Origin of the sequence: Chitinophaga hostae, from assembly GCF_018224885.1 — a bacterium.
GTDB classification, from domain to species: Bacteria; Bacteroidota; Bacteroidia; order Chitinophagales; family Chitinophagaceae; genus Chitinophaga; species Chitinophaga hostae.
In genome coordinates, this window is record NZ_JAGTXB010000022.1 from 114,513 (window position 1) to 134,450 (window position 19,938).

A 19,938-nucleotide genomic window follows, 5' to 3' on the forward strand; every position below is an offset into this window, starting at 1 on the left:
TCTTAATCTAAATTATTATTTGTTTAATTATCAATTATTTGCATCGTCATATTGATTTTTTAGACGTTAAAATAGCCGTCATTCAATTGTCACATATTCATCCTGCGTTATTAGGAAAACTTTAACAATTCTAATTTGAGTCCCGAACAATGGTAGTGAACAAAAAAGAAGTAATACTAACGTAACGAGTAAAATGTAGTCAACCAGGTAACAAAAAATGTAGTCAACAGGTAACGAAATCTAGTCAACCAGGTAATGTAATTCATCATTCAGTCACACTTAATTCAGTCAGCAAACATTCAACAGGAGCAATAATTTCAACCAATAGCAGGGTCGTACAGCCTTCGGTCCAACAATTCAGGGCAATCATCAATTATTAATTCATTAAAGTGTAGTTATAAAATCGTCAGTGAACAAATGATCGTTAGCGTCGGACGAGGCAGTCTGATCAATCCAGAATAATTTTTTAAACCAGAATCTATGCACAAAAAGTTGCTACTATTAGCGCTAATGGGATTCCTATGCCTGCAGGCATGGGCCCAGGAGCGAAAAATTTCAGGAACCATTACGGATGATAAAGGAGGGGCATTGCCCGGTGTTACCGTAAAGGAAGTAGGTACCAATAACGGGGTAGCCACCACGCCTGACGGGAAATTTATACTCACCTTAAAAGGCAGTTCCGACAAGCTGTCCATATCCTTTGTTGGTTTTGAAACACAAACCGTTTTATTGGGTGGCAAATCTACTTTTCATATAGCATTAAAACCAGACGCAAAAAGCCTGAAAGATGTGGTGGTAATCGGTTACCAGGAAGTGAGACGGAAAACGGTAACAGCGGCTGTTTCCAGCGTAAAAGGCAAGGAGATAGAGAATTTACCGTCGCCCAGTTTTGATCAGTTGCTGCAGGGGCGTGCCGCCGGTTTGAACGTACAGAACTTCACCGGTGAACCGGGTGTTCGTGGCTCGTTTGTGATCAGGGGTACCACTGCTATCAGTAGAAGCGCTGATGCGGCCCGTACACTCAGCTCACCGTTATTTGTGATAGATGGTATTCCCATTTCCATGGATGATGCAGCGGCATTTGATAACACCGGAACCAACTACATCGCCGGTTTGAACCCTAACGATATTGAATCGATCGACATCCTGAAAGATGCTTCCGCAGCGGCTATCTACGGCTCCCGCGGTGCTAACGGCGTGGTGATCGTGAAAACCAAGCGTGGTAAACCAGGCAAGCCGCAGGTGAATTTCTCCACTTACGGAGGGTTAACGCAGCAGCCTAAGTTTGAAAAAGTGTTGGGTGGTGCGGAAGAAAGACAATTCAAACTGGGGTATATGTCCAAATACATGGATGCCGACAGGATGGCGCTGGAAACACCAATGCTGTTAACAGACAGTCTGAATCCTGCATTCAACGGCGCTACTGACTGGCAGGACCTGTTTTACAAGAAGGGCATCATCCAGAACTATGACCTTTCTGTTTCCGGCGCTAACGATATGATGAACTATCGCATCAGCGGTAACTATTATGATGAAGATGGAACGGTGAAAGGAACCGGCTTTAAGCGCTATACCGTTTCTGCGGCTATGGGCGTGAAAATGAGTTCTAAACTCAGCGTGGACGCGTTGTTCCGTTTGAGTCGCGGTGACAGGTCCCGTGGACGCGGGCAATTCCCGGGAGAAAATGTTATTCCATTATTGGATGGACAATATCTTTCTTCGCTCTTTAACCTCTCGGACGTAGATAAACGAAATTATGTAGGTGATCTTTCTTCCGGTCGTGATAAAAATATTAATGATGATATCACTGCCAGTCTTTCGCTGAACTACGACATTACCCCCAAGTTGCGCTTTGCTTCCATGGGTTCCATACAGTCCAGTGTAAACTCACGTGATATTTTCAGACCAGGGGCTCTCAATGCAGCAGGGCTTTCATACGCTCAAAGCAATAAATCACGCTATGAAAATGTGAACCTGGATAATACCCTGAACTATAATACCAACATTGTAAGCAAGGATCATCACCTGAATATATTATTGGGTAATACGATCAATAATGTAAAGAATGAATACACCGGTATCGGCAGCGGCTCATTGGGTAATGATAATATAAAAGTAGTGCAGGGTTTTGATGTTAATTACCTGGCCTATACAGATCCCTATGGTAACATCATTTCCGGCTCTAATTATGAGTCAGCCGGTATGTTGTCATTCTTCTCGCGTATCAACTATGATTATAAAGAGAAGTACCTGTTATCCTTTGCCTACAGGGCGGATGCCTCTTCCCGTTTTGGCCGTAACAGCCGTTGGGGTTACTTCCCGTCTGTATCTGCCGGTTGGAACGTAACAGATGAGCCATTTATGGAGCCGGTAAAAAAATGGATGGATATGTTTAAGATCAGGGGAAGCTTCGGTGTTACCGGTAGCTTGCCCACAGGTTTTTATCTGCCTTATAATACCTACAGCATTAACCAGGGAACCTATGGTGGTTCTACCGGCGGTACCTACAACGGTGTAAATGCCGTAACCCCTAATTTCGGCGGAGGTGTGGCGCAGGATGGATTAACCTGGCAACAGGCGCTTCAAACCAACATCGGTTTTGATGCGAGCTTTTTAAACGGACGTATCAATGTAACAGCAGACGCGTTCAACAGGGGAACTTCTAAAATGCTGTTCGACTTGCTGCTGCCGTCGACCACGGGTTACGATAAGGTAAATACGAATGCGGTGGATGTGCGTAATATCGGCGCAGAGATTAATATCCAGGCCCGTATACTTCCTCCTACCAGTGCTTTGCAATGGAGCTCCCGCTTCCTGCTGTCTTTTGTAAAAAACCAGATTGTAAAACTGCCGAATGGTAACCGTGACCTGATGGTAAACGATAACAACACCGGTATGACCTATGTACTTACCAAAGGCAGGGCCATCAACGAGTTTTACATGATTAAGAGCAACGGGGTGTTCAAATCTGAAAAAGATATTCCGTTTAATCCCTATACCGGTGAAAAATTAACCTACTGGAATGGTAACCATACCGTACAGGCAGGCGATTTCATTTGGCAGGACCAGAATGGTGACTACGATGTGTGGGACTGGAACGACAAAGTTCGCGGGGGCAATCCGAATCCTGCAGCTACCGGCGGTTTCAGCAACACTTTCTCATATAAGGGCTTTAACCTGGAAGTATATGTTACTTTCCTCCTGGGTCGTGATATCTACAACAAATATATGTCCGACAGGCTGATAGGATTGACTACCAATTATGCGCAGATTGCTGCCATAGACCCTGCTTCTATCGACAGCTGGCATAAAGATGGCGACAATGCTAAGTTTGCAGAGGTAATACCCTACAGCAAAAACTATTATTACCAGTTCCTGCCATTTTCTACCGCCTTTGTGGAAAACGGCAGCTATGCGCGTATCAAATATGTGAACCTCTCTTACACTTTCAACCGCAAATTCCTGGATCATATCGGCTTACGTAACCTGCAGATCTATGGCGTAGTGGATAACCTGAAGATGTTCCAGAAGGCCAGTGTGCCTGATGCAGAAGCGGTGGATGAAAAAGGTACTTATACCGGTGGCGGCTATCCGATTCCGAGGAAATTTACGCTGGGTGTAAATGTTGGTTTTTAATTTTTAAAAGAAGTTGTTATGAATTGTCTTAAACATATTTTCGTGGTACTCGCGGCGGGATTGGTATTATCTCCATTTACATCCTGTAAAAAGCTATTGGACCAGGACCCGATCAATTCGCCTTATGGGTCTGTATTCTGGACGAATCAACGTGATGCAGAGCAAGGCATTGCAGGTAACTACGCCTTATTGCGCAAAGCGTTAACGTCTAATACTGCTTATGACCAGAACATGTCGCATTTTGCTTATGGCTCATTACCCGCTTTTGAGTTTACAGATTATAACCAGTATGACCTGGGATTTCTTGTGAAAGGCGGTGATGGTTTTAATAATGCAGACTTCCTCGGCAGCTACCTGGAAGGATATCATGACTGGACGCCGTATTATAAAGTGATCACACAGGCCAACCTGGTGCTGCATCATTTACCCTTAATTCCGGATGCGAAGTTCACGGATCAGCCAACAAAAACCCGTAACCGTTTACTGGGGGAAGCTTACTTCCTCCGTGCCTTCACTTATTTTTATATGGCCCGTATCTGGGGAGATCTGCCGCAGGTACTCGCTTATGATAATGACCCGGGTCATTCTGTAAACCTGCCGCGTGTAAATGAAAAAATTATACTCGACAGTTGCGTGAGAGATCTGAAAAACGCGATCAGCCTGTTGCCAATGGCATATACCAATGGCTCAGAAAGAGCGGTGAGAGCTAACAAAGGCGCTGCTTTTGGTTTACTGGCCCATGTATATATGTGGAAAAATTTCCTGAATAAAGGGAGCGTAGCTGCTGACCTTACCAATGCCATCGCCGCAGTAGATTCAGTGGTAGCGAGCGGTCAATACCAACTGTTGCCTGCTGAAAGTTATCCGAAAATATTCCATGGTAAATCCAATGAAGGTGTTTTCGAAATTAATATGCAGGTAGGAAATGGTGAACAACAGGTAGAGAAAGGTTTCTACTATTCTACCCTGAAAGAACCTTTTATCCAGCAAAAGAGCGGCAAACCTGATGCACCTAACCTGGAGCTGATCGGTAACCTCTATGGCGACAATACGCCCGATGTACGTTTACAATATTTCTTCTCTACACTGGATGCGGATAAACCTTACAATTCTGTGATCTGCAAATTTGCAGGACCTAACCGGGAGAATATTTACTACAAAAACCCGGCTACCTTCACCGGTGCGGCTGTTGACGCCAACATCATTGTAATGCGTTATGCAGATCTGCTTCTTTTGCGTGCCGAAGCCTATGCCGATCAGGCTAATATGAGCGCTGCACTGGCAGATATCAATACGGTAAGAGCCAGGGCACATGCGGATTTACTGACGCCGGACGATATAGATGATATTAAATGGGAAGTAATGCGTGAACGCTCCCGCGAGTTATATGCAGAAGGCCAACGCTGGTTTGACCTGGTACGCACAGGTTTGCTGACGAATGCTGAGATTGCCGGCGGTAACTTCCCGCAGAGCCGCTTCGATGCGGGCGGTTGGAAATGGCCGGTAGGACGTGTATTGTTCCTGAACAACAATGTTATTACACAAAATCCTTTCTGGCTGGGAAGAGTGAAGTAGTGCAAATTATTATGACCGTTTAAAAGAACTGACATGAAAAAATCAAACATATTAACAACAAAAGGCGGATGGGTGTTATTGCTGGCAGTGCTGTTGTTTGCTGCCTGCAAAAAAGATGACCACTTTGTAGGGGGAAGTCTTACGAAAGACCATACCGATTTAACCACCTATGATTACCTCAAGGCGAACCCGCTTTTTGATACGCTGATCCTGCTGATAGACAAGGCCGGCCTGAAAGAAACGATTAATAGCAACATCACTTTCATGGCGCCTACGGATTATTCTATCAAACAGTTTCTGAAAGTTCGGACCAAGGAACTGCAGGATGAACTGAACGATGAAAACGTGTTATATACACTGGATAGTCTTAAAGCCCCCGAGGTCCGCGACTCCCTGATGGCCTATATGTATGATGGTAAGATCCAGCGTTCAGATCTTTCCCTGGAACAACAGATCTATAAAAATAAGGTAGGAGAAAACTTTGACATCAGGTTAAAGAAAACCGACCAGTACGGTGGTATCCTGTCTGAAGGTGTGCGGTATATCTATGTAGCAAAAATTATCAACGGACTGGATCCTGATCCGCTGCCGGATGACTTCCCACAGGGAGACCGGGATATTGAAGACCTGCTGCAAACCACGGGTATCATCACCAAAACAGGCGTACTGCACGTATTAGCCAATACACACGCTTTTTACTGGAAGTAGTCTTACCACAATAAACTTAACATTATGTCTGATAAATATAATCTGAAAAAATTACTGGGAGCTGCTATCCTGTTGGGTATTCTGGCCGGAGGTTGTAAGAAAATAGACGAAGGGTTTTTAAGCGATGGACTGTATGTGCCTGATGCTCCTCTCGTTATCCAGCGTGGAAACCCATTCCAGAAAACGAGTGCCATTCTTGCGGATGGTACCACCCAACCTATGACCATTAAATTAGTGGATGTAAGAAGGGCTGATACGCACAAACATGCGGATGAGTTTTTTAAAGAATACCCGGTATACGTATATACTGCTGCTGTAAATCCCGCAGAGGATACCACTATTGAACAGGTGAATAAAAAACGTACGCTAAAGCAGTTAAAACCATACGAATTCCTGAGCAGCGGTCAGTTTATATTCAATGGAGCTACCGATAGTTTGCCGCTTGGCGTTACTTATGAATACGACATTGAAGTATCCAACGTAGCAGGTTCAAAGCTGTACAAGAATATAGCGACAATGACCACCATTGATCCGCCATTGATCACAGAAACAACCGCCAACTGTAACCTGTTCCCGGATGACGGATCTGCTACCATTCCAATGGGGCAGCCTACCATGACTATTACCAGGGTGAAAGAAAGTGGTGCCTCTGTAATTCTGAAAATAACAGATAAGAACGGTAATCCTTTCAATCCTAAAAAAGGAGAGATCATCAAGCGTGGTGATCGTCCTATTTTCGAGAACTATGCAAGATTCCATCCAATTGAATATACAGACACTGCTATGATCTGTAATTTCGAAATTGCACCGTTCCCGTTGAGCAAATATTCAAATGGAGGCACTAACTGGAACTACCTGATGTATTACCGTATTCCTTCTGCATTTGTGTCGATTGACAAAACGCTGACCACCAAAGTTGGTAGTGTGAACCCACTGTTCGCATTTCGATTGATGAAGGCGGGTGTGTATGTTGTAGAACTGAGAATGCCGAAAACGACAAGAGTTAGTAAATAGCCTGTTGGGAGCACTATAAAAACAATGAGAGGAGTACATGTATTGTACTCCTCTCGCCGTTTATATCCATTCGTCTTAAGTCTTAATGTAAATACTCCCCGATAAACCTATGCAGCGTCGCCATATCTTCCTGCAAATGCAAGGCACTCACTACCGCCCTGTTTACCGGCTCACTGTGCGGCTGCGGATAAGGGAAGCTGGAAATGATAATATCCCTGTCCTGCAGATATTGTACAAGCCCGTCACCAGCCGGCAAAATAAACGCAGGCAGGGCATGCGGATTATGCACACTACTGCCTGCGCTGAGATGCAGCAGGTAGGCAATATTCTGTTGGAGCGACATCCGCATTTTCCGGACCAGTTCACCGGCATGCAGCCAGGCATGTGCGTGAGCGGGCATCATGGGAGTGCTTCCCGAATAGATGGGTAATTTTTTCAATGCGGTGATGTCTGCCGCATGCCCGGCAATAACACCGCCCTGGAGACTATAAGCCTTGGCAGTGGAAGCGGTGATCAGGTAACGCAGGGCGGGCGATTGTGGTAAAAAATGAACGGCTCCTTGTCCTGCAGGACCCAGGATACCGATACCATGCGAATCGTCTGCTACCACCAGCACTTTGCGTTGCAACTCCTGCAGCCAGTGAAATGGGTGAATAGTGCTGGTCAGCGGGTTGACGGTATCGGTAATAATAGCGAAGTGATGGTCGGGATGTGTATTAACCAGTTCAATGGTATGGGTGATCCATTCTTCCCGGGATATAGCAGGGAGAAGCGGTTCCTGGTACCATAACGAGGGGTGGCTGCCTGGCGCATACAGCAGCTCTCCGCAGCCGGCTGCATATTGTACTGTAGCCTGGGAGGCCAGGAAGCCGGATGAAAATACGGTGGCAGCCTGTTGTTGCAGGTGAACCGCCAGCGCATGCTCTATTTCTTCGTATATAGATAAACGTAAGTTACCTGCCCTGGAAGAGGGAAACAGCGCTCCGTATTTCTCAATGCCCTCTATCACGAGCGCTTTGAAAGCGGGGAGCTGGTGCAGCCCCAGGTAAGCAAACCCGGAAAAAAAGAGACAGGTGCGGTCTTCCAGTACTACTGTTCTGCCGGGCGTATTATCTGTATATAACATGACGTTTATTCTTTCTTAGTACATAAGATAAACTGAAAATCGGTGGAGGTTACCTGCATGTCAAAGTAATCATCTGTGAGTTTGGTTACAGTGACCAGGTTTTCTACTTTGCGGTCGCCGTTCTTCGCCGTAACAGAGATCATAGCGCCGTTGCTGAGAATAAAATATTTGCCGGTATCAGATCTGCCGGCGATGGTAGCCACAAAAACGTTATGATCCAGGAACTGGTAATAAGCATCCCGGTAATAACCTTTTTTCAGGTCTTGTGCCTGTATGTACTGCGTGTTGCTGATAGGCGATTCCGGCGGGATTTTTACATCGTACACCCGCCACTTTTTATTCATCAGCAGCTCGTTGTTTTTTTTGCCTTGGCAGGCTGTTATTACCAGCATAGTGGAAATAACGGCCAGGACTATACGTATTTTCATGAACTATTTATTCCCCATTTTATCCTTATTGTATGCCGCAGATCCTCCTTTTGGGATAGACAGGCTTTGCCACTGATCTTTCAGGATCATTTTACCAATATACACTATTTGTCCCACGTGGTAGGGTACATGTGCCATTTGGCGATTGATGGCATCTATTACGATATGTGGTTCGTTGCGGATGAAAACGGTTCTGTCGAGGTCCGTTTCCTGCAAACTGCCGATCGCCTTCATCATGCAATCCCAGCCGCTGTTCCATAGTTGTAACAGTTGTTCGGCAGCAATATTGTTTTCTTCAAATTCAAGGTCCCTGTTACGGTTGGATTTCTCTCCATCGGTTGTTAGGAAGTCGGTCCAGCGCGATAACATGTTGCCATGCAGGTGTTGGATAATCAGGGCAATGCTGTTGGGTTCCCCATCGGGTTGCCAGTGGAGCTGTGCGGTGCTAAGCCTTTCAATGGTTTTAACACCCAGCTGCCGGTGCGTTTCCAGTCGCTGTAACGCACTTTGTAAGTAAATGGATTGAATGGACATTGGTATAATTATTTTGAATTAATATCCTGCTGCGCTGTCGTCGCCGCGTTTATCCCCGGAAGCCTCCAGGTAGCGGCTTTCAGGCGCTCTTTTGATGATTTCTGTGCGGCCGATATAGCCGCGTTTTACCACTTTGTACCCCATTCCTTCCAGCGATTGTATGGTACTGTCGGGGAAATCGGGTTCCACGGCAACCTGGTCGGGCAGCCACTGGTGGTGGAATTTGGGTTTGTTGATGGCATCGGATGGCGACATACCAAATTCCAATGCATTTATGAGTGTTTGAAACACGGAGGTAATGATAGTCGATCCGCCGGGTGTTCCCAGCGAATACAACACCTGGTTTTGCTGCAATACCAGTGTAGGCGTCATGGAGCTGAGCATGCGCTTGTGCGGTGCTATGGAATTGGCTTCTGTGCCTACCAATCCGTACATATTCGGTACGCCGGGTTTTACGCTGAAGTCGTCCATTTCGTTGTTCAGCAGGAATCCGGATTTGGCGACCACTGTTCTGCTGCCGAAATGCCCGTTCAGCGTGGTGGTAACGGCAATGGCGTTGCCCTCGTCGTCGATGATGCTGAGGTGGGTGGTTTCTTCGCTTTCCGGGAAAACGCCTGCTTTGGTATGATCGCTGGAGCCGGCTTTGCCGGGAGTGAAGTCCTGCATACGGGCGGCCAGGTATTTCTTGTCAGTTAACTTAGCCATCGGCACTTTTACAAAGTCCGGATCACCGAGGAATTGCGCCCTGTCGGCATAAGCCCTTCTTTCCGCTTCCACCATCAGTTGTATGGATTGGGGGGACTGGAAACCCCATTGCGACAGCGGATAGTTTTCCACCATCCCCATCAGCTGTTGTAAACAAATGCCGCCGCTGGAAGGCAGGGGCATGGTAACAATCGTATAGCCTTTATAGTTAAATGCTACTGCATTCCGTTCCCGGGCTTTATAGTTTTTCAGGTCCTGCAGACTGATAATGCCTTTGCCCCGGTTCATTTCTGCCACCATATTAGCGGCGGTTTCCCCCTGGTAAAACCCTGCGGTGCCTTTATTTCGTATAAGCGTGAGCGTATGAGCCAGTTCTTTTTGTACGAGGGTATCGCCCGCTTTCCATGGTTCGTTTTTTACAAATACTGTTTTGGTGGTGTTCAGTTTTTCAAAGTCACCTTTATAAGTATTAAGGCCCTCTGCGTCGGCGGCGGTGATTACAAAGCCTTTCTCTGCCAGGAAAATAGCCGGATCAATGAGTTTGACGAAAGGCAGTTTTGCATATTTCATGGAGGCAAACAAGCCGGCCACCGTACCAGGGATGCCGGCAGCCAGCGGGCCGTCCAAACTCAGCTGGGTAACAGGATTACCCGCCGAATCCAGGTACATATCCCGGTATGCTTTTGCCGGGGCTGTTTCCCGGTAGTCGATAGCAATATTACGCCCGTTTTTCAGGTGGCCTACCAGGAAGCCCCCTCCGCCAATATTACCTGCACCCGGGTATACTACCGCCAGGGCCAACTGCGTGGCAATAGCCGCATCTACGGCGTTACCGCCCTGTTGCAATATCATGGCGCCCACCCTGCTGGCCAGCGGATGCGCTGATACTACGGCGCCGTGTAATACCTTGATGTCTTTCTCAATAGTATAGTCGTAGGGATGCAGGTCATTTATTTTTTGTTGGGCACAGGCGGTGTGTAGTGTACATACCGTCATCCCGAGCAGGATCAGGTAACGCATGGATATCGTGTTTGGATCGAAATTAAGACATGCAGGGGAATTATAGGAAATTTATCATAAAGCAAACGGATATCCCACCTCCGGTTGCGTTATAATTCCTAACTTAATGGTCTAATTGCAGGCTTTTTATGCGCAGATATGTATTACTGGCTTTCGCTATGCTGGGCTTTATTCTTGTTCAGGCACAGGCGCCAACGCCCGATCAGTTTCTCGGCTATCCCCTGGGAACTCAATTTACCCCACACTACAAGGTGGTAGACTATTTTAAACAGGTAGCCGCTACGGCCAAAAATGTAAAGCTGGAACAATACGGTGTTACCTATGAGGGCCGGCCGCTGATCATGGCTATCGTGGCTTCTCCGGAAAATTTCCCCCGGCTGGAAGAAATCCGGCAGCATAGCCTGGATATGTCCAATGCAAAAGGCAACAGTGGCGCCAATCAGCCGGTGATTGTGTGGTTAAGTTATAATGTACATGGTAATGAGGCAGTATCTACGGAAGCTGCCATGAAAACATTATACGAGCTGGTAAATAACGGTAACGCGCAAACGCAGCAATGGCTCCAGAATACCGTGGTGATCATAGACCCCTGTCTGAATCCTGACGGGCGCGAAAGATATGTGAACTTTTATAACAGTGCCCGTGGCGCCAAACCTAATGTGAGCCCCTATTCCAGGGAGCATAATGAACCATGGCCGGGCGGAAGGGCTAATCACTACTATTTTGATCTGAACCGTGACTGGGCATGGCAAACACAAAAAGAATCACAACAGCGCGTCGCAAAATATAACGAGTGGATGCCGCAGGTACACGTGGATTTTCATGAACAGGAAATAGAAGCGCCTTATTATTTTGCACCGGCAGCAGAACCTTTCCATGATGCCATTACCCCCTGGCAGCGGCAGCTGCAGGTGATGATCGGTAAAAATAATGCGAAGTATTTTGATCAGCAGGGCTGGTTGTATTTTACCCGGGAACGCTTCGATCTTTTTTATCCCAGCTATGGCGACACTTATCCTATGTATAATGGCGCCCTGGGTATGACCTATGAGCAAGGCGGCAGTGGCAGGGCAGGAGTAGCTGTGTTAAAGAGAGATGGTGACACTCTTACCTTGATCGACCGTATTGCGCATCATTACACCACGGGGATCTCGACAATAGAAGTAGCCTCGCAAAATGCGGCGAAAGTGATCACAGAGTATGGCAATTATTTTACCGCAGCACTGAAAACACCACAGGGTGGGTACAAGTCGTACGTGGTAAAGGCAGGTGGTAATACAGAGAAGCTAAATACGTTGGCGGAGTTGCTGCGTAAAAATAATATTGCTTTCGGTTTTGGCGCTAATGCAGGCAATGCCAGTGGCTTCAATTATTTTACGGGTAAAACTGAAACATTTGCGATCGACAAGGAAGACCTGGTGATCAGCGCATATCAACCTCATTCCAATATGCTGCGGGTGTTGTTTGAGCCGGTGTCGCGCTTAACCGATTCCGTGACTTATGATATCACTGCCTGGGCGTTGCCGTATGCATACGGGCTAACCTCTTATGCTGTGAAACAACCGCTTACCCCGGCAGCGGGTGCGCCGGCCACGCGTAATAACACGCCGTTGTCGGCCCAGAAGCCTTACGCCTACCTCGCGCAATGGAATAGTTTACGTGATGTGAAATTTTTATCAGCGTTGTTACAGAACGATATCAAAGTACGGTTTACAGAAATTCCATTCAGCGTGGGAGGGAAGGACTTTCCTGCCGGTACACTGATCATTACCCGCTCCGGCAATACCAGCAAAGGAGAGTGGTTTGATCAGTATATCACCAGCCAGGCTAACCGGTTTAAGATCAGCCTGGATGCCGTTAGCAGCGGATTTGTAGATAAGGGAACGGATTTCGGATCAGACAAGATCCGGTATATCAGGAAACCCCGGATCGCGCTGTTGTCAGGTACCGGTATTTCGTCGTTGGGTATGGGCGAGGTATGGCATTTCTTTGAACAGCAGCTGGATTTCCCTATAACGGTGGTGAATGAACGAAATATGAGCGATATCGACTGGGAGCAAACAGACGTGCTGATTTTAACAGAAGGTAGTTACAAAGTATTTGGTGACAAGGCGGCCACTGAACGATTAAAAGAATGGGTGAGCAACGGGGGAAAACTGATTGCACTGGAAAGCGCTGCTGCTCAACTGGCAAACGCCGACTGGGGTATAAAGCTGAAGAAGGAAGAAGAAAATAAAGAGGGCAAAGACAAGGATAAGGACAAAGCACGTGTATATGATGCGTTAAAACCATATGCCAACAGGGAAAGGGAAAGTATTAAGCAGTTTATCCCCGGGGCCATTTATAAAGTACAGCTGGATACCACCCATCCGCTGGCCTTTGGTTATCCTGCCTTTTACTACACACTGAAACAGGATGCACGGCTATACGAATTTATAGAAAGCGGGGGCTGGAATGTAGGGGTATTGAAGAAAGACAGCTATCTCAGTGGTTTTGTAGGTGTAGATACCAGGCAGCAATTGAAAGATGGGTTGCTGTTTGGCGTAAAGGATATCGGTAATGGTGAAGTGGTGATAATGGCGGATAATCCGCTGTTCAGGAGCTTCTGGGAAAATGGTAAGCTGTTGTTCAGTAATGCTGTGTTCCTGGTAGGACAGTAATGATAAAATGATTGTTTAGCCAGGCGGTTGCTGCGGTATTCATCTCCGGAAAACAACTACCTGGCTAAACTTTATCAGAGGTTTCTTTTGATATTACAACCCAGGCTGTGCGTACTGTTCAGCGTAACCGCCTTCCCTGCCAGCATTTCATTGATAGCATTCTGCAGCAGGCGTGCTTTTACCGCGTCGGGGTTCCCCGGGCTGTCATCAATCCCTCCTTTGTAAGCGAGACGGCTGTTCTTATCGAATAAAAAACATTCAGGTGTATGATTGGCGTCGAACGCATCCGCGAGCAGGGCGTTTTTATCGACAATATAATACCAGGTAAATTGCTGAGTGGCAGCATATTGTTTCATGGCTGCAAAAGACTCTTTCCCATTACGCGCTGCCTCGTTGGAGTTAACGATCACAACACCAATATTGTTTTTGCGGGCAAAGCCGCAGATATGACGCAACCGGTCCTGGTTGCGCTGCATGTAAGGACATTCATTACTCCCGAAAATAACCAGCAATCCGTTAGTCAGTTTGGCAGCTCCCAAAGAGATTTCCTTACCGGAAACATCCATACAGGTGATCTCTGATTTTGGTAAAAGTGCACCAGGCTCCAGGGGCGCCTCCCTGTTTGGTTGAAAGGATGATAATAAAACGGTACAGCAGGATAAATAAAAGGTGGCCTTAAGCATAGCAAATGGTTTTCAGGTCCTGACTAAATATAGTGAAATGGTATAGTATTTTTTTGCTTTTTCAAGAGCAAATAATCAAGTAAAATATAATAAAAAAATATAAAATAAAATTTTTTAACAAGTATAAATAGAAATGGTAGGAGTTATGCCTGATTAGCAGGTAGTTGCTTCTTTTTTTCTTCTTTTTTTTCGTCGCTGACAGCCCTGATACTGGCATTGAGTTCAAAGCCTATGAGCAGGATGAGGGAGTTGAGGAAGATCCAGAGCATGAGTACGAGGATGGTACCAATTGATCCATAGATCTTATTGTAATTACCGAAGTTGTTTACAAACCAGGAGAAGCCAACGGTAACCAGGATCATGCATATGGTGGCTACCGTAGCGCCAGCGGTTATAAATTTCCACCGGCGGGTGGTAGCGGCGCCAATACGGTACAGGAAACCGTTTACGGAGTAAAAAAGCATGACGATCACCACCCAGCGGCCAATATCGATCACATTCCTCAGCAGGGTACTTTTAATGCCTATGAGGTTAAATACCCATCGAAGGGTAGCCCCCTGGGCAATGATCAGGCCTACGGTAATCAGCAGGAGCACCACCAGTATAGCGGTGAGTTGCAGGGCGATGAGCCTGTTTTGCCACCACTTCCTTTTCCTGAAACCGGCGCCCTGGATTTTGCTGAAGGAACGGAGTATGCCCATTACGCCATTGGAGGAATAAAAAAATCCCATCAGGAAAGCGATAGAGAGCAGCCCGTTACGGTGTGTGTAGAGGAAATCATGGATCATTCCTCTTACAATCATATAAGTATTGTAGTTCGGCGTAAGATCCTCTGCCAGGTCGTATAGTGTGGACTCAATATTTTTCACCGGTACATAGGGCACCAGTGTAAATAAGAAGATGAAAAAGGGCGGTATAGCCAGCAGGAAGTTAAATGAGATAGCCCTGGCGCGGTCGCCCAGCCCCCTGTTTTTTGTTTCTTCCCCGAAATGTTTCAGCACATCATACAACGGCAACCCTTCAAATCCAGGAAGGATGAGGGTTTTAGTCCTTTCCACCAGGCGGCGGTAAGGGCGTGAACGAAAGATGATGTTTTCGGGTTTGAAAGCCAATTTAGCGATTAGCTGTTAGCTGTTAGCAGTTAGTAAATGCGGCGGAGATAGTGTTGTTTTGTCTGCGCTGTACTTACCGGTTGCCAATTGCCGGATTAAGTAAATATATTTTTAAAATCCTCTTTTATTCAATTCTGCCTGGTACTTCCTGGCATTTACCAGGTGCTCTGCATAGGTGGCTGCAAAAGCGTGATAGCCGGAGAAGTCAGACCTGGCACAAAAATAAAGGTAATCTGTTTCCGGAGTATTTAAAACGGCATTCAGCGTTTTCTCCGATGGGGTACAGATAGGGCCCGGAGGCAGTCCGGAATAACGGTAAGTGTTATAGGGAGAATCGAAAAGGGTGTGATTTTCACGGATCCTTTTCAGTCCAAAATCCTGCAATGCAAATTTCACGGTGGGATCTGCCTGGAGGCGCATGTCTTTACGGTAGCGGTTCAGGTATACGCTGGATATAAGCGGTTTCTCATCGTTTTTATTGCTTTCCTCTTCTACAATGGAAGCGAGTATGGTGACTTGATTCTGTGAAAGACCCAGTTTATCCGCTTTCTCTTTCCGCTCTGCATTCCAGAATTCTTCTCTTTCTTTTTCCAGTTTTTTGAATACGGTTTCGGCGCCGGTGTTCCAGTAAAACTCGTACGTGTTGGGCACTACCACGCACATCACGGTGTTGGTGTCGAGGCCAAACTGCCGCAGGTATACTGCGTCTCTCATAAGCGAGCGGAGCACGTTGGAGTCGGCTTCCAGGTTGTTGCTTACTTTGCGTACAAAATCGTCTTTGGTGCGAAGTTTATTGATGACCAGCACCACCGGGCTCTGTTTCCCCGAGCGCAATAACCGGGCAATGTCGAAGTTACTCATGCCTCTGCTGATCTTATAACGCCCTGCCTTTACGCGGGAGGGGTAGTCGAGCTGCTGTGCCACCCAGTTAAAGCTGTTGCGGTTACGGATGATGCCCTGTTCTTCCAGTCCGTCCAATACATTACTGTAAGTACTGTTGGTACGTACATAAAAGTATTTGCTGTCGCCAAAAGCTTTGGTATTGGGGCCGAATACACGGTAGGAGATATATACGAGGGCGCCGGCAGCCAAACAGCCGGCAATCACCAGTATCCGTCTTATCCAGACAGATTTTGCGCTGGATGTTTTGCTTTTTTTAGCCATAGATCGTGTTGGACGTTACAATTCAGCGAATACGGCTGTGAGTCAGGTTTTCAAGATACGCTGCCAGTCGCCATTAAAAAAAACCTCGCTTTTAACGGCGAGGTTTTAAATATTATTATTCAGATAAATCTAATTTATTTGCCGGGAGCAGGAGCAGGAGCTGGCGCCGGTGTATTTGGCAGCGGCGTTGCTGGTGCTTGTGGCGTGATAGGCGCACCTGCAGAAGCTTTTTCTACTGCACTGGGAGCCACCACCTGTGTTTTGCCGCTCTTACCGATAAAGAAAGGAGCAGTCAGGCACAGTACTGCAATCAGTATTGCCAGGATCCAGGTACCTTTTTCCAACACGTCAGTAGTCTGACGCACCCCAATCACCTGATTACCAACACCACCAAGTGCGCCGGAGAGTCCGCCACCTTTAGGGTTCTGGATCAGCACGAAGAAGCCCAGTAAAATGCAGGCTAATATGATCAGGATACCAAAAATTATCAACATAGAAATTACTATTTATATTTATTTTTTTTCTGTTTGTGACTTTAGTTCTAAAATCTTCTGCGCAAAATAAGCGTTTTTGTCGGGATTAAGCAAACTTAATTTTTGGTATATCTTAATCGCGTTGGCATATTGGTGCTGTCGTACCCAGATCTCCGCCAGGGTTTCCGATACAATATCATTATTAAATACAATAGAGTCCATGGCCATTTTCTCTACTGTTTCTGATACTTCCGGTTCATCATCTTCTTCATAAATTTTGTGCAGTTGCTGGTGATACCAGTCTTTACTGGTTTTTCCCACAAAATTATCTTTCATCTGGCGCAGCCAGGAAGTAAAGCTTTTCATTTCTGCAGCCCCCTGTTCATTTAAATCATCAGCCTCTTCCGGATTTTTTAGCCGTTTATAGGCAAAATAATCATCTGTATATAATGGTTGGAAAATTAGCTCCGTTTCTTCTACCTCCAGGTTTATTCCCAGCGGGAATATCTTGATGGGGCCTGCGTTTGCTTCGCCGTCTTCACTATCCCCGCTGTCGTTTGCTGCCATTATGCTTTCTGCAGGAGCCGGAACAACCGGTGGCAATGGCATATCAGCGGTTGGTGCTTTGATGACAGGACCAGGTTCAAAATCTGCAAAGGAAAGCGGCGGCGCGTTTTCGAATATTTCTGCAGCGGCCTTTTCGGCTGACAGCTCTGCTACTACTGCCTCAAATGCTACAGCAGCCATTGTTTCTGCTGATATTTGGTCAGTTATGTATGCTGTTGGTTCGTTTGTTTCAGTTGCTGTTTCCCTTGTTTCGTCTTCCGGAAGGGCATCTTCGGGTATTACTGTTGGAATACGATCTTCCACTTCCGGCAATACGGTTGCTGCGTCTATTTCGTCCACTAATGATTCGGTTATATCTGCGGCAGCGATTGGTTCTTCCGGGAGACTATCTTCCGGTATCACCTCTGCAACGCGGGTTTCTACTTCCTGTAATTGTTGTACTGCGGTAATCGCCAGGCAGGCATAGTGCTGGTGATTGCTGTACAGCAGGGCTTTTTTTACGGCGGCACTTTGCAGATCGCCGGTTTGCTGATACACTTTCTTCGCCAGTAAAAGGCGGGCAGCAGAAAAATACGGGTGATCCGCTACCAGTCGCTCCATCACTGCTTCATCCACCTGGTGAAGTGATGGTTGCAGAAAAACATGCGCTATAATCCTGTTTGCCGTCATAGGTTGCTAATGTAGTAAAAAATGCTTTACGCATTACCAGTTCGCAAATGCCCTGTTAAAGATATCATCGGTGATACCCGGGATAATATTGTTTTCGAGCAGACCATTTTCCACTGTGCTGGGCAACTGGGACGCTGAAAACTCCGCAGAGCGGGAAAAGGATTGGGTAAATCCTTTTTTGTCGCCTACCCGTTTAATGAAGGTAACATTTACAGTTACATTCAAACGGGAAGTGGCTGCCTGGTCAACGTTGGTTACAGCCGCATTGGAAAAGGAATAGCCGGTAATGGTAGCTTTAAACTCGTAATCCGCTCTCGGCTCATTTTCATTCACCTGGGTTAAACGGGTTTGGGAGGTGACTTTATCCCGCAGTTTCTGGGTCAGTTTCTGACTCAGCGTTGGGTTATTGATCGGCGCCCTGTTTTCAATAAAGCGCACGTTCACCGTTTTCGCGTCCTGGTCTATACTGGCGCCGGTGGTAGAATATTTTACGCTACATCCGGCTGTTACCGCCAGTATGGCTATTGATATAAATACTTTGATATTGCGGATCATTGTTGTGCTGATATTAAATTCGTTTATTCGGCGATGTTATATTCTTTCAGTTTGCGGTACAGCGTTCTTTCTGAAATACCCAGGTCCAGTGCGGCATCCTTGCGTTTGCCCTTATGTTTTTTCAGCGCTTTCACAATGAGTTCTTTCTCTTTGTCGGCAATAGACAGTGTTTCTTCTACTTCTTCGTGATGATCAATTTTATTATCCGCCAGGATAATAGGCTGGGCGGTGCCGATACTGCTGCTGGCAGGTACGTTCATTTCAGCGGCAGAAGGATAACTATGCAATACATGATTATCAGCGGCATATTCTGCTGCATGCGGCATGTTATTGGGATTCTGCAGGATGTCAAAAAACATTTTCTTTACCTCCGTCACATCTTTTTTCATGTCGAAGAAAAGCTTGTACAGGATATCCCTTTCACTGTTAAAATCGCTGTTTTGTTGTTGCGGCGCTGCCAGCATAGGCAGGCGGTTTACTTCCGGCAGCTCCGGGAGAAAGCGTTTCAGGTCGCTGGCGGTCACCAGTTTGTCGGACGACAGCACAGAGATCTGCTCTGCAATATTTTTAAGTTCACGGATATTTCCTCTCCAGGGGTAGTTCACCAATATGTTGCGAGCCTCTTCATCCAGTTGTATGGAAGGGGTTTTATATTTTTCGGAGAAGTCGACCGAGAATTTCCTGAACAGCAAAGGAATATCTTCTTTGCGGTCGCGGAGTGCAGGCACGCGTATCGGCACGGTGTTGAGCCGGTAGTAGAGGTCTTCGCGGAACTTGCCCTGTTGGGTACGTTCCAGCAGATCCCTGTTGGTGGCGGCAACTACACGCACATCTGTTTTCTGTACTTTGGAGGACCCCACGCGGATATACTCGCCGGTTTCCAGTACGCGCAACAGGCGGGCCTGGGTACCCATGGGCATTTCACCGATTTCATCGAGGAAAATGGTACCGCCGTTCACCGTTTCGAAGTAGCCCTTGCGGCTGTCTACCGCACCGGTAAATGATCCTTTTTCGTGACCGAAAAGTTCGGAGTCGATGGTGCCTTCGGGTATGGCGCCGCAGTTAACGGCTATGAAGGGATTATGTTTACGTGCGCTCAGGGCATGAATGATCTGTGAAAAAACCTCCTTACCAACACCACTCTCCCCGTTTATCAGCACGGTGAGATCGGTATTGGCTACCTGTACAGCCACCTGCAATGCGTAGTTGAGTGCAGGACTGCTGCCAATAATGCCAAACCTGTTTTTTATAGCCTGTATGTCCATAAGCGGTTATTCATGTTTGATGGTTAAAAATATAGTCCCCGGCA

General features: G+C 46.6%; 15 protein-coding genes and 1 pseudogene. 5 read left to right on the top strand and 11 right to left on the bottom strand.

The window, feature by feature from the left end; translation table 11 throughout:
• The first annotated feature begins 480 nt into the window (after positions 1-480).
• The 4 genes from KE626_RS29335 to KE626_RS29350 are packed head-to-tail and all read left to right on the top strand — an operon-like array spanning position 481 to position 6,933.
• Positions 481-3,636 carry a SusC/RagA family TonB-linked outer membrane protein gene (locus KE626_RS29335; protein ID WP_211976629.1) on the top strand — a complete coding sequence of 1,052 codons (3,156 nt, stop codon included), beginning with the start codon at positions 481-483 and terminating at the stop codon, positions 3,634-3,636.
• An 18-nt stretch (positions 3,637-3,654) separates the two neighbouring features.
• On the top strand, positions 3,655-5,211 hold the full coding sequence (locus KE626_RS29340) for a RagB/SusD family nutrient uptake outer membrane protein (protein ID WP_211976630.1): 1,557 nt from the start codon (positions 3,655-3,657) through the stop codon (positions 5,209-5,211).
• A gap of 33 nt (positions 5,212-5,244) precedes the next feature.
• Positions 5,245-5,919 carry a fasciclin domain-containing protein gene (locus KE626_RS29345; RefSeq protein ID WP_211976631.1) on the top strand — a complete coding sequence of 225 codons (675 nt, stop codon included), beginning with the start codon at positions 5,245-5,247 and terminating at the stop codon, positions 5,917-5,919.
• Between the two features lie 24 nt (positions 5,920-5,943).
• Positions 5,944-6,933: a DUF5007 domain-containing protein gene (locus KE626_RS29350; RefSeq protein WP_211976632.1), complete on the top strand. Its 990-nt coding sequence runs from the start codon at positions 5,944-5,946 to the stop codon at positions 6,931-6,933.
• An 82-nt stretch (positions 6,934-7,015) separates the two neighbouring features.
• Here KE626_RS29350 and KE626_RS29355 read toward each other — a convergent pair whose 3' ends face one another.
• Genes KE626_RS29355 through ggt form a run of 4 tightly spaced genes read right to left on the bottom strand, consistent with a single transcriptional unit; the run spans position 7,016 to position 10,746 of the window.
• Positions 7,016-8,059, bottom strand: a complete 1,044-nt coding sequence (locus KE626_RS29355) for a PLP-dependent aminotransferase family protein (protein WP_211976633.1) — start codon at positions 8,057-8,059, stop codon at positions 7,016-7,018.
• A 5-nt stretch (positions 8,060-8,064) separates the two neighbouring features.
• Positions 8,065-8,487: a hypothetical protein gene (locus KE626_RS29360; RefSeq protein ID WP_211976634.1), complete on the bottom strand. Its 423-nt coding sequence runs from the start codon at positions 8,485-8,487 to the stop codon at positions 8,065-8,067.
• A 3-nt stretch (positions 8,488-8,490) separates the two neighbouring features.
• The gene (locus tag KE626_RS29365) at positions 8,491-9,021 is read right to left on the bottom strand and encodes a DUF1572 family protein (protein WP_211976635.1); all 531 of its coding nucleotides are present in this window, start codon (positions 9,019-9,021) and stop codon (positions 8,491-8,493) included.
• An 18-nt stretch (positions 9,022-9,039) separates the two neighbouring features.
• Complete coding sequence (gene ggt, locus KE626_RS29370; RefSeq protein WP_211976636.1) at positions 9,040-10,746, bottom strand: gamma-glutamyltransferase; 1,707 nt, start codon at positions 10,744-10,746, stop codon at positions 9,040-9,042.
• Between the two features lie 128 nt (positions 10,747-10,874).
• On the opposite strand from ggt, the gene KE626_RS29375 reads away from it, so the two are divergent.
• Positions 10,875-13,406, top strand: coding sequence for a M14 family metallopeptidase (locus tag KE626_RS29375; RefSeq protein WP_211976637.1), 2,532 nt, complete (start codon positions 10,875-10,877; stop codon positions 13,404-13,406).
• Positions 13,407-13,480: 74 nt separating this feature from the next.
• Here the strand turns inward: KE626_RS29375 and KE626_RS29380 are convergent, their stop codons facing one another.
• From KE626_RS29380 to KE626_RS29410, 7 genes and pseudogenes are all read right to left on the bottom strand, one after another.
• Positions 13,481-14,089, bottom strand: a complete 609-nt coding sequence (locus KE626_RS29380; protein ID WP_211976638.1) for a redoxin family protein — start codon at positions 14,087-14,089, stop codon at positions 13,481-13,483.
• Positions 14,090-14,232: 143 nt separating this feature from the next.
• The gene (locus KE626_RS29385) at positions 14,233-15,201 is read right to left on the bottom strand and encodes a YihY/virulence factor BrkB family protein (protein WP_211976639.1); all 969 of its coding nucleotides are present in this window, start codon (positions 15,199-15,201) and stop codon (positions 14,233-14,235) included.
• Positions 15,202-15,312: 111 nt separating this feature from the next.
• Positions 15,313-16,365: an endolytic transglycosylase MltG gene (gene mltG, locus KE626_RS29390; protein WP_211976640.1), complete on the bottom strand. Its 1,053-nt coding sequence runs from the start codon at positions 16,363-16,365 to the stop codon at positions 15,313-15,315.
• A gap of 134 nt (positions 16,366-16,499) precedes the next feature.
• Positions 16,500-16,859 (bottom strand): preprotein translocase subunit SecG, encoded by a 360-nt coding sequence (gene secG / locus KE626_RS29395; protein WP_211976641.1) that lies wholly within the window; start codon positions 16,857-16,859, stop codon positions 16,500-16,502.
• Between the two features lie 18 nt (positions 16,860-16,877).
• Positions 16,878-18,074 (bottom strand): hypothetical protein, encoded by a 1,197-nt coding sequence (locus KE626_RS29400; protein ID WP_211976642.1) that lies wholly within the window; start codon positions 18,072-18,074, stop codon positions 16,878-16,880.
• Positions 18,075-18,137: 63 nt separating this feature from the next.
• A pseudogene (gene lptE / locus KE626_RS29405) lies at positions 18,138-18,629 on the bottom strand (LPS assembly lipoprotein LptE); the annotation flags it as partial.
• Positions 18,630-18,652: 23 nt separating this feature from the next.
• Positions 18,653-19,894 (bottom strand): sigma-54 interaction domain-containing protein, encoded by a 1,242-nt coding sequence (locus tag KE626_RS29410; protein ID WP_211976644.1) that lies wholly within the window; start codon positions 19,892-19,894, stop codon positions 18,653-18,655.
• Positions 19,895-19,938: the final 44 nt, after the last annotated feature.

Excerpts from the sequence above, each read along its gene's own strand:
- secG (WP_211976641.1), bottom strand. The coding sequence starts at position 16,859 with ATGTTGATAATTTTTGGTATCCTGATCATATTAGCCTGCATTTTACTG.
- KE626_RS29375 (WP_211976637.1), top strand. The coding sequence starts at position 10,875 with ATGCGCAGATATGTATTACTGGCTTTCGCTATGCTGGGCTTTATTCTT.
- KE626_RS29360 (WP_211976634.1), bottom strand. The coding sequence starts at position 8,487 with ATGAAAATACGTATAGTCCTGGCCGTTATTTCCACTATGCTGGTAATA.
- KE626_RS29340 (WP_211976630.1), top strand. The coding sequence starts at position 3,655 with ATGAATTGTCTTAAACATATTTTCGTGGTACTCGCGGCGGGATTGGTA.
- KE626_RS29355 (WP_211976633.1), bottom strand. The coding sequence starts at position 8,059 with ATGTTATATACAGATAATACGCCCGGCAGAACAGTAGTACTGGAAGAC.
- KE626_RS29345 (WP_211976631.1), top strand. The coding sequence starts at position 5,245 with ATGAAAAAATCAAACATATTAACAACAAAAGGCGGATGGGTGTTATTG.
- KE626_RS29380 (WP_211976638.1), bottom strand. The coding sequence starts at position 14,089 with ATGCTTAAGGCCACCTTTTATTTATCCTGCTGTACCGTTTTATTATCA.
- ggt (WP_211976636.1), bottom strand. The coding sequence starts at position 10,746 with ATGCGTTACCTGATCCTGCTCGGGATGACGGTATGTACACTACACACC.
- KE626_RS29410 (WP_211976644.1), bottom strand. The coding sequence starts at position 19,894 with ATGGACATACAGGCTATAAAAAACAGGTTTGGCATTATTGGCAGCAGT.
- KE626_RS29400 (WP_211976642.1), bottom strand. The coding sequence starts at position 18,074 with ATGACGGCAAACAGGATTATAGCGCATGTTTTTCTGCAACCATCACTT.
- KE626_RS29335 (WP_211976629.1), top strand. The coding sequence starts at position 481 with ATGCACAAAAAGTTGCTACTATTAGCGCTAATGGGATTCCTATGCCTG.
- KE626_RS29350 (WP_211976632.1), top strand. The coding sequence starts at position 5,944 with ATGTCTGATAAATATAATCTGAAAAAATTACTGGGAGCTGCTATCCTG.
- KE626_RS29365 (WP_211976635.1), bottom strand. The coding sequence starts at position 9,021 with ATGTCCATTCAATCCATTTACTTACAAAGTGCGTTACAGCGACTGGAA.
- mltG (WP_211976640.1), bottom strand. The coding sequence starts at position 16,365 with ATGGCTAAAAAAAGCAAAACATCCAGCGCAAAATCTGTCTGGATAAGA.